General features: G+C 25.9%; 4 protein-coding genes. All 4 read right to left on the reverse strand.

Annotation, left to right across the window (positions count from 1 at the left end):
- Window positions 1-844, reverse strand: an 844-nt coding sequence (locus tag B0E44_RS00165; RefSeq protein ID WP_124019250.1) for a DEAD/DEAH box helicase, incomplete at its 3' end; no start/stop codon positions are given.
- Window positions 844-1782, reverse strand: a complete 939-nt coding sequence (locus B0E44_RS00170; protein ID WP_077370186.1) for a DUF1837 domain-containing protein — start codon at window positions 1780-1782, stop codon at window positions 844-846. The genes B0E44_RS00170 and B0E44_RS00165, both read right to left, overlap by 1 nt.
- Before the next feature lie 26 nt (window positions 1783-1808).
- Window positions 1809-2309, reverse strand: a complete 501-nt coding sequence (locus B0E44_RS00175; protein ID WP_077370187.1) for a hypothetical protein — start codon at window positions 2307-2309, stop codon at window positions 1809-1811.
- A 14-nt stretch (window positions 2310-2323) separates the two neighbouring features.
- A partial coding sequence (locus tag B0E44_RS18700) for a hypothetical protein (protein WP_165688748.1) occupies window positions 2324-2928 on the reverse strand: 605 nt, incomplete at its 5' end.

The following is a 2928-nucleotide window of genomic DNA, read 5'->3' on the forward strand; positions in this document are numbered from 1 at the left end:
CTTTATTTGGTGTATAAATATCAATAACTTTAGTATCAACCAATGATGATTTGGTCTTATAAAAAATAGCATTATACTTTTCTACAAACCCTGGAGAAATTCCATCAATATTTGGTCCCAATAAATAAAATTTACTATTGAATGTTTTAAGAATATAATTGAATGCGTTATTCAGAGAGTCTGCTCTTTCATCATCTCTTTTTGCGCTAAGCTTGTAGAATTCATCAATTACTAGAAATTCAATTAACGGAAAATTTTGATACTCATTGACTCTTTCAGCAGTAAATAAAAATAAATTTCCTTTATCAGTACTTGCTTCTTGAGAAGTTCTGACTATAATTTTATAGTATTCATCATACTTTAAAAGTTTCTTTCTAGTCTCATCTAAAAGTGCTAAAGTAGGTTGTATTACTATTATATTTTTAAATTTTCTAGATGCAACAAATTCCTCAATTAAAAGACTTTTTCCAAAACTTGTAGGAGCACTTACTATAATATTCTTATCTGAATTTAGGAGAGATAGGAGATGTCTTTGATCTTCATGTAAAAATTTATCAACATTATTAGAATGATGATACTCTTTTCTAATTAACGAATCTGTGGAGTCCAGAATTAAATTTTCTTTTTGCAGATAAGGATAAAAACCCACAGCTTCAACTAAATCTGTCAAAATAGGATCTAAACTATTATCAAACTTACCTCTGTTATTAAGAATGTTAATTACAATTTTTTGAGCTTTCTGTTCATCCTCAATGATGAATTTTGAACATAATTTATATAATTCAAATGTTTCATCTATAGTAAATGAACTTTTATTTTCAATAGTTTCAATGAGTTGTTCCATTATTCTGATAAAGCTTGAAGGAGAGATAGTTTTTTATGTAACCCTTTAACTAAAGTGACTTTATTTTGAACTGGAAAAAGAATCAAAATTATGTTTAATTTAGTTTTTAATGGATGATTATGATTCGTATCAAAATATTCTTTTAATTCTCTCATTTGTTGAATATATGCATCAACAAATTCTGAAGAACTTTCATCATCATAACTAGAAAAAAGATCAGAATTAAATGTGCACAGAAGAGGAATATTTATCGTATCTAGTTGGTCAATTAATTTTGTGGATTTAGACATTAAGTCAACCCAATAATCTTTATCAGGAGTATTATCAAAATGCTTTATTTTCTTTGAAATAATAAGAAATTCTGAATTTAAATAATCACTTTTGAAGTGTTCTTCAATATCAGAAATTAAAGCTTTAATTCCCCTTTTCCCATCAAGATACAATTTTGATTCTCCTAGCCAAAGTGTCTTAGTTTCTTCTTGAATATGTACAGCATCAAATCCATGTACAGTATGCCCAAATGAATCCTTGAAATAAATCTTTGAAAGAAGTGGTGTGGTTTTATGAAAATCCCGTAATAGTAAATGCAAAATTAACTCTCCAAATTCTCCTCTTCTTAAGTACTTATCATCAACATCATCACTTATGCTCTCATCAATATCACACAAGTCTTTAATTTTTTGGAAAGAATCAATTTTATAAATAGATTTTGCAGCTTCAGAAAGCTTTGATAGTGTTTCTGTATTAGGTGTTTCTGTACCTTCATGATATCCAAATGCGAATTCATGAATTACATGAGTTAGTTTCTCAATTAAAGGTTTTATTCTATATTCTCTTATCCCTTCATCATTTAAATCAAATCCAACTAAGAAAGTACTCAGTTCTGATTCATTAATTTTATGAGTTATAATCTTTTCAGAGTTAAAAGGTGTTGACATATTTTTTTTAATTATTTTATTAAATCTCAAATTTTACCAAATCTTTTTTCATAATACTTTATATCTCTATCATTTTCTCCATCATATGATTTCCCATAACAAATGAAACCATTATTTTCTAAAAAGATTTGACTGGAAGTGATTGCTGTTGTTGAAAAAACTAAACAATCTTCTACTTTAATTGCATCTAAAAGATGCGCTTTTAAATTACCATTAATGCCTTTTCTTCTATATTCAACATCAGTAAAGGAATATCCTAACTCAAATTGTAGATCCGTATGTAATCTATCTAAATTTGCATTCTTTATTACTTTAGTAATATAACTTTTTTGAGGTTTTTTTATTGAAGAAATTGCAATTATCTCATTTGAAGTATTATAGCAAAAAGCCAATAATTTACAATTCAAAATTCTTTCACGCAAACCTTCTAACTTAACTTTTCCTCCTTTTACTACAAGATCATAAAACTTATGAATTTCATGCTCAGAACAACTATTAGGTTCTTTAATAAGGTATTTATATTCCATAACTTATAGACTTTTTAGCAACAACAATTTGGTTTTAAATTATTATCTACATTTGAATACAACTCTAGATAATCAGAGGCTAAAAACAAAATTATCAGAAATAACATTAATGTGATAATCCACAAAAAGGTATACCAATAAACTCTTTTATTTAAGTAACTAATTTCACTTAAATACTCTTCATCATTATTTAAAATTTTCTCAATATCTTCCGTGATTAAAACATCTTTATATCTGTCTTTTACTTTTTCATATCTGTTTTTCATTCTTTCTTTATCTAAGCTTAAAATCACTCTAGAAAAAATCATAAAGAAAAGAGATAATAACAATAATCCTAATCCAATTATTGAAGTTTCCTTATTAAAAATCTTATCAACTTCTGCTTTGTTAATAATCTTATAAATAAATACTGTTAAGAAAAAAGATATGAAGACAAATAAACTTTTCTGGAAATTATTAAAAAAAGTATCTAGAGATTGATTAACCTTACTAACCGTTTGTTCTACCTGCTCTATTATTTTATTTTTTGTTTCAAAATACTTTGAGATATTACCCTTAATATATGTGTTATTTGCTGAAAGAATAGAATTAAAAGTATTGTCATCAATTAATATATTAT

This window comes from Flavobacterium sp. A45 (assembly GCF_002001005.1).
Classification (GTDB): domain Bacteria; phylum Bacteroidota; class Bacteroidia; order Flavobacteriales; family Flavobacteriaceae; genus Flavobacterium.